This is a genomic window from Croceicoccus mobilis (genome assembly GCF_001661965.1).
Lineage (GTDB): Bacteria > Pseudomonadota > Alphaproteobacteria > Sphingomonadales > Sphingomonadaceae > Croceicoccus > Croceicoccus mobilis.
The window spans coordinates 1-7279 of record NZ_LYWZ01000009.1; the positions used below are offsets into that span (position 1 = coordinate 1).

The following is a 7279-nucleotide window of genomic DNA, read 5'->3' on the forward strand; positions in this document are numbered from 1 at the left end:
TTTGAAAGGAAATAATGCCCCTTACGACACTTTCCTGTTCCGCTCAGCCGCACGACCCTCTATAGGCTGTACCGCCCTAAAAACGTACCTATCGTGACCGAGGACAACGGAAAACCGCTACCTATTTGGGCAAACAGGGGAGGGGATGGTTGCTCAGTGCGCGCCCCTTCGCATGGGAAGCCCTTCCCTTGACTGGAGTACGGTAATACGCAATTATAGTTAGATAACTAAGGATATGGCCATGGAGAGAGGATTGCCGACAAAGGCGCTATGGGATCGCCTTCCCGAAATCGTTCGCTTCCGCGATCAACCGGGGATGACGGAGACCTACAGTTTTGCGGGCGCCGAGGGCACGACCGAGCTGGAAGGCCAGCTGTTCCGGCAGAGAGCGCGGCCATCTAAGGCGGTCTATTTGTTCATGCACCCCACAGCCACGGTCCAGCTGCTCCCAATGCCTGAGGCGCTTGCCGATGCGGGGTTGCACGTACTTTGCGCGTCGAGTCGCTACCCGAGAAACGATAGTGCGCTGATTATGGAAAAGGTCGCCTACGACATGGGCCAGTGGGTGCGCCACGCGCGCGAGTCGCTGGGTTATGAAAAGGTGATCCTGGTGGGATGGTCGGGCGGCGGCTCGCTATCGCTGTTTTATGCGGCCCAGTCTGAACATCCGACAATCACCCACACGCCCGCCGGCGACCTTTATGACCTGACAGCAGCGCGGCTGCAGCGGGTTGACGGAATAGTCCTCATCGCCGCCCACCTCAGCCGGGCGGAAGTGCTGACCGAATGGCTTGACCCCTCCGTCATCGACGAATTCGACCCGGACACGCGCGATCTCGAATTCGATATCTATAGTCCGGACTGCCCGAACAAACCACCATTCACCGCTGACTTCATCGCCGCCTTCCGCGAGAGGCAGCGGGCCCGCAATCGCAGAATTACCGCCTGGGCCGAGGAAATGCTTGCCACGCTCCGTCGTCGCAACGACGGCGAAACCGAACGCGCCTTCGTCACGCACCGCACGATGTGCGACGTGCGCTGGATTGATCCGACGATCGACCCCAATGGACGCGCGCCGGGGGCATCCTATCTTGGCAATCCACGCACGGTGAACGTGGGACCCGCTGGTTTGGCGCGATTCTCAACCCTGCGCTCGTGGCTGTCGCAATGGTCCTACGACCTATCCAACTCCAAGGCTGCCGTTAACGCGACAAAGATCCATCGGACCCCTGTGCTGCAGATCGAGAATGAAGCGGACGACGCGGTTCCCGCGAGCCATAATCCGATCATTCACAACGCGCTCACCGTTGCGAACAAGGAATTTGTGAGCATCAAGGGCGCGACCCATTTCTACCAGGGCCAGCCCGAACATGTCAGCGCTTGTATCGACGGGATCATCGACTGGAGCCACCGCAACGATTTGTGATCTGGCCGCCGCGATCGACGCGGCGCCTCCGCATTTTCGCTGCGGCGCGGCCGGCTTACGCCGGCCGGTCGCGGATTCCTTGCGGGGATCAGTTGTAGACGGCGTCCCGGATGTCGGACACGAACTTCCCCGACATACCCTCAAAGGCCGTGTTGGTCATGGCCACGACCGTCAGCGCGTTTGCACGATCGATGAACCAGCTATTGCCGTATCCGCCGGCCCAGTGAAGCGTTCCGGGAGACTGCGGCGACGGGACGGCGTGCGGATCTGCAAGCACTGCCCAGCCGAAGCCGAAGCCCCAACCCGGCCCGCAGGCCGCAGCCTGAGGTCCGAGCTGATCGGTCGCCATCATCTCGACTGTTTCAGGCTTCAGGATCGGACCACCCCCGAGCCGGATGGTTTCCAGAAAGTGCAGGACGTCGCCCGCAGTCCCCACCATCCCACCCCCGCCTGACGGATAGGAGTTTGGATCCAGGATACGGCTCGGCGCGAACGTTAGCGACCCGTTGAAGGCATCCAGAGGCACTACCATGCCGTCCGTGATGCGGACGGGAACGGATTCGCTGTTGAAGTAATTCGTCGCGAGCCGCTCAACATCCGCAACGGCAAAGCCGGTATCGACGATACCCAGCGGATCCGTGACCAGTTTGCGCACAGCATCGCGTAGCGAACCACCGGTAACGCTCTCAACCACCCCTCCCATCACATCCATGCCAAGGGAATAGCGAAAACCCGACCCCGGTGCGGCGGTAAGCGGGGCGGCAGCCAGGCGCCGAAGATTCTCGGATAGCGACAATCCCGGTTGATCCAACCCGTCGGAGACGTCGAGGCGACGATAATGGCCATCGCTCCCTTCCTGAAACGGATAGCCGAGCCCCGATGTGTGCGTGAGCAGATGGCGGATCGAGATGACCGGAACCGATCCATCGGACAGGCGCGGCTGAAAGTCGGGCAGGAAGCGCGTCACTGGATCGTCCAGCCTCACAACACCATCCTCGATCAGGCGCATCACGGCGGCGGTGACAAAGGGTTTGGTCACCGATGCAAATCGGAAAATGCTATCCGTTTGCATCGGCTTTTGCGATTCACGGTCTGCAAATCCCGCCGCGCGGCGATAGGCGATCTTGCCGCCCCGGGCGACGATCACGACCGTTCCCACCAAACGATTGTCGGCGAGAGCATTGTCTATCGCGCGATCCAGGCGATCGGACACATCCGCGCCTTTAAAGGCTGATGAACTCATAAGTTCAAACTCTCCCGATACTCTCGCAGACCGGACGCGGCCCGCACCTAAGCGATTGCAGTCATCAACCGCGCGGTGGAGAGCGACGACGATTCGGTCGGAGGCAAGGCCTGACCATCAGCACACCTCTCCACGCAACCTTCACGTCGCAGACCGCCACCGTGCAGTTCCTTAGTTATCTAACCATTAGTGATGTAAGTATCGGCGCGCAACATTGATGTGGGGCATCCATGGTGGCGAGGACACCCACTATCGCATCAGTCGCCTGCCTCATGAGTGATGCCGGCGACCCCTCGGTCCTCTCGGCGCCGCCGACCCGGCTTCGCGTCGGGCTCCTCGGGGGAGAGGCTCCGAATCGCAGCTTCTAGATTGGTCTGCAGCTCGCCCAATAGGGCGATCTGGAGATCCGCTTCGCGGCGCGAAATGCCGGTCTTAGCGATATCCCCAACTTCGATGCCAATGGGCAGAAGCTTCCTTTTCAGCTCGTGACCGTAAGGGGTGAGGAAGATGTTGATCTTCCGCTTGTCCGCCGCGTTGCGGACCCGGGCAACGATTCCCCGTTGCTCCATGGAAGCGATCGCCGAAAGCGTGGTCGGCTCCATCGTTCCAACAAGGTCGGACAGTTCCTTCTGGGTTAAGCCGTCCTGGTCCCACAGGACGCGCAAGAAGTACCACATGCCCAGGGTGACGCCGAACTGCTCGATCTTCAGCTGTAGCAGCTTTTGCATAAGTCGATGCGTGAGTCGGATTTGATATCCGATACTCAGGTCGAACGGCAGGTTGATTTCCCCGCTATCTCCGCTCATCGAAATCGGCCCTGCATGACCCGAACCATCGGGCCTGTTGAATGTCGAAACCAGCGTGCATTCCTTCTTGGCAACCGCCCCAGCCGCGTGGGTCGGTTGACTTGTTAATGGATTATGACTTGACGGTCCCGCGGTTTCTCATCCGGGTCGAGGGCGAGATTCCGGCGTTCGTTCGGCGGCCTTGATGGTCGTGACTGCCATATATTCAACCGACGTAAGGGCACGAGGGCCACCCTAGTTCGGGCGGGATTCAAAGGGCCGGAGAACCCACGCTCAATCCGCGTGGAATAGATAGGGTGTCGCGTTGCCCTTAAATCTGAGACACGACGCGTTCGGGGATATTTTTTGCCCTTAATTATGAGATTCCACTGCCATCGCGCCTATGCTTTTCGCGCGCTGCCGGGCGATGTAAACAACCGCGGCAAGCAGACGTGGCTCCTTATCGAAGGCGCGCAATAGAGCAACCCTTGCATAGTCGTCGATGCCGGAGCTTGAGATGGCCGCTTTGACCAGTGGACGGGATTGGGCTGCATCAATTGCAGCAAGGCCAAACAGCCTTACTTCCAGCCTGTGGCCCTGAAGAGCGTATAACGGATCTCCGCGGAAGGCCTTTAATGATATGGCAAAGGTGACCGCGCGCATTGCGCGCCGAAATTGCTTGGAGCTGCGTAATCGCGCGGCGTATTCAAGCCGCGCGGCGCCGTTGCGCGCACGATTTATCAGCTTTTCGGGCATCTGTTCGCCACTGGCCTTGCCGAGCGTCGGCACAAGTCTCGTCCCACAAACCTGGCAGTCGAATGCCCAGGCTCGCCTCCAATGCTTGAGCGAAAGGCCCTCTCTGGAACATTGCAGGCAATGCTGGAATGGTATCTGGGCCGTCAGCGAGGCTTCTCGTGTCGTCATTGCTGGGAAGGTCAAAGATCGCACAACATCTGGGTCAATCCGTGCGGCGTTGGCAATCTTCGCCGCCGCAGCCGCGTCGACGTTGAAGTTCAAGGCGGTGCCATGCGCGGTATCGATTCTGAGATGAGCCAGTAGTTCCGCATCATCACAGTAGTTGGCCGCCGCCAGCCTAGACAACCAACCTGACAACAACTCGTCGGGCAGCGGCGCGACAGTCTTGGGCAGCGGGTGCGGCTTCACACCCCGGACTTCTCGAGCCGCCGATGGGGGGTTCGCATGGCGCGACCAAACCGGCGTCCATTTTGCGATTGCGTCATCGGTGATGCATTCATCACCTGTGACAATGGCGTCGATGGAAAGATCCTTGATCAGGGCGAAGATGCGCGAGGTCACCCCGCCGGTCAGCGCAAGTATCTGCTTTAGTGACTTGACCTTCAGATTGGATTTCTTCTCGAGGGGCATTGCCGCGATGAGTGTCTGGATCATGTCCGAGAACTCGGCGTCGTCGCGCCAGTTTGGAAGGTGATGTTCGTCCAGCCGCCTGGCAAGCTGGATATCACCACGGATGGCATCGACGGCCTCGCTGACCCCCAGGCAGACCAGCGACACTTCGAGTTCATTGCTGAGATACCGCAGAACATTGAGAAAGCGGCGCTGTTCGCGGTGGGTCCCGGCCAAGAGGTTGTGGACTTCGTCGATCATGATCATCCGCAGGCCAAGGTCGCGCAAGAGCGCGACGACACGGACTTCGAGGGAGGCCACATTTTGAGCGCGCGCGCTCAGTGCCGTGGCCGGTGCCCCGACGGTCGCCAGGATGTGCAGATAGAACCGTCGTTCGTCGGGAGCTGGTGGTGCTTGTAACAGTAACAGCGGCGTTCGCGTAATTCCCGATGCTGGGTCATATTCCGGTGCATATCTGCGCGAAAGATTGCGGGCGATCATCGTCTTTCCGATCCCGGACGCGCCATGCACAAGAAGGCCAGGCATACGGGTTTGCCTTGGCGCTTCGATCATACACTGCAAACGGTCCAGAACTTGTTCGGCCCGCGGAAAGCCAATCCAGATATCCGATTGAATGAGGGTGATCCGACCGTCTTCCTCTGTTTTTCCTGCCCTCAATTCACCATCTCTCCACCTTGAACAATGGGCGCGATGTATCACCCGTATCGATCGCGCGCAGCCCTTCGGTTGTTGAGACGGCCGAGTTGGCGCCCTCCAATGTCCCTTTTCTTTCACGGGATCGGCGTTCGGCCCTCGTCAGGCTCCGGCTTTCAGACTCGATTTGGCGTTGCTGTCGGATCAGCTCAGCCAGGACCAGCTCATTGGACCCGGACTTGCCAAGGGCACGGGCATTCCTCATGGCTTCGCGATATTCCCAGAGCGACACAGGCGGAATTTCCAGGTTTCGGTACCGAGCTTCGACGTATCGGTCATTATCCAGTTCGACCCAGATCACCGAGAGGTCGCGAGGGTCGTAGCGGACGACCACCTTTCCATCCCCGCGCCCGATGTGGCCTGCAAGCGCATCGGACCAGTACCGTATCTGGAACAGATGGATGCCGTCACGCCTGACCTTGCGCAGTTCACTTGGCAGAAAGCTCACCCGAAAGGCTTCAATCTCGAAGGGGATATCGCCCATCATTTGCTCTGAGAGCGCCTCCCATTTGGCAACGGGCGTGCAGCCAAGACTTGAATGAATGCTGTTGTTGTAGCGGCAGATTTCCAGAGCAAACCAGCGATCGAAGTCGCTTAAGGTCATCGTGGCCATGCCCTCGGCGTCATAGTCGCCCTTGGCCACGACCGAGGATTGCGTTGTTCCAGGCAACAGGTGCACGGCCCCCATCATCGTGCCGATCAATCGTTCGATGTGCCCTCCGAAATGAGGACTGCCTGGCGGCCGATAGACCAGATCGATCCCCCATTCTGCACATGCCGACCGAAAGGCATGCGACCGGAAATCGCGCCCGTTATCGACGTGGATGCTATGCGGTTTACCCTGCGCGGGCCAAGGAACATTGCGCACCAATTCCGCCAGAAGTTCCGCCTTGGGGGCCACAGCCTGTGTCAGGCAAAGCGCCACCGACAGACGCGAAGGTGCCTCGAGAGAGGTGTAATATCCGGTCACCATCCGCGTTGCGACGTCGATCGCCAGCGTGACCCAAGGCCGCCCAATTGGTTTGCGTTCAAAACTGTCGACGAGAATGATGTCCGCAGGCGTATGGTCGATTTGCACGACCTCCAGTGGCCGGTTTGCCTTGTTGTCGCCTACGACCGGCGCAAATTTCTGGCGGGCCGCCTTTGCGCCTTCGCGTGCCTTGGCAATTTCACGGGCATCCATTGCATCCAGCCTGCGCTGAACCGTCCGACGTGTCGGCGGTTGCAAGCCCTGCTGCCAGCACGCGCTTCGGATTTCTGTCACGATGCGCGACAGGCTTGGGCGTTCCCGCCGTAAGAAATAACGGCGAAGATGTTCTTCGATCACCGCTTCCACCTTGCCGGATATCAAGGTTGTACCAGTCGGGCGGCCCCGTTTCCGAGAAGCCAGCGCGCTGGTGCGCCCACCCTCTTCGGCCAGACGCTTTATCCAGCGCCAGACAGTCGCCCTGCTGACACCAAGCTCCCAAACGGCGTCATTGATGCCACTTTCCAGACTGCCAGTTCCTTTGAGATATGCCTGAACAAGCGGACGCAGAACGGCCGCCCTGCGCGCCTCCTCAGCACCAGCGGCAACGAAGTCTTCGCGATCATCATCCATCAATATTTGCCACACGAAGCTGCGAACCCTGTCTCAGGTTTAAGGGCAAAAATATCGGATTTAAAGGCAAAATATCATATTTAAGGGCAAAGCAAGGCCGTTGATTTCGTTGGATTTCTCATCTCACAATTAAGGGCTACGCGACA

5 protein-coding genes are annotated in these 7279 nt (G+C 59.2%); 1 reads left to right on the top strand and 4 read right to left on the bottom strand.

Translation table 11 applies throughout. The features are described from left to right. The first annotated feature begins 253 nt into the window (after window positions 1-253). Window positions 254-1426 carry an alpha/beta fold hydrolase gene (locus A9D13_RS02475; protein ID WP_244884876.1) on the top strand — a complete coding sequence of 391 codons (1173 nt, stop codon included), beginning with the start codon at window positions 254-256 and terminating at the stop codon, window positions 1424-1426. An 88-nt stretch (window positions 1427-1514) separates the two neighbouring features. Here A9D13_RS02475 and A9D13_RS02480 read toward each other — a convergent pair whose 3' ends face one another. The 4 genes from A9D13_RS02480 to A9D13_RS02500 form a co-directional block, all read right to left on the bottom strand. After that, window positions 1515-2669 (bottom strand): serine hydrolase domain-containing protein, encoded by a 1155-nt coding sequence (locus A9D13_RS02480; RefSeq protein WP_062347427.1) that lies wholly within the window; start codon window positions 2667-2669, stop codon window positions 1515-1517. Window positions 2670-2926: 257 nt separating this feature from the next. Then, entirely contained in the window at window positions 2927-3475 is a 549-nt protein-coding gene (locus A9D13_RS02485) for a MarR family winged helix-turn-helix transcriptional regulator (RefSeq protein ID WP_052182396.1), read from the bottom strand. A gap of 351 nt (window positions 3476-3826) precedes the next feature. Beyond that, window positions 3827-5614, bottom strand: a complete 1788-nt coding sequence (locus tag A9D13_RS20935) for a TniB family NTP-binding protein (protein WP_216635479.1) — start codon at window positions 5612-5614, stop codon at window positions 3827-3829. Beyond that, window positions 5499-7133, bottom strand: a complete 1635-nt coding sequence (locus A9D13_RS02500) for a Mu transposase C-terminal domain-containing protein (RefSeq protein WP_024099411.1) — start codon at window positions 7131-7133, stop codon at window positions 5499-5501. The genes A9D13_RS20935 and A9D13_RS02500 overlap by 116 nt, the downstream gene beginning before the upstream one ends. Between the last annotated feature and the right edge of the window lie 146 nt (window positions 7134-7279).

What these genes read in the sequence shown, in the direction of transcription:
- A9D13_RS02480 (WP_062347427.1), bottom strand. Translation starts at nt 2,669, where the DNA reads ATGAGTTCATCAGCCTTTAAAGGCGCGGATGTGTCCGATCGCCTGGAT.
- A9D13_RS02485 (WP_052182396.1), bottom strand. Translation starts at nt 3,475, where the DNA reads ATGAGCGGAGATAGCGGGGAAATCAACCTGCCGTTCGACCTGAGTATC.
- A9D13_RS02500 (WP_024099411.1), bottom strand. Translation starts at nt 7,133, where the DNA reads ATGGATGATGATCGCGAAGACTTCGTTGCCGCTGGTGCTGAGGAGGCG.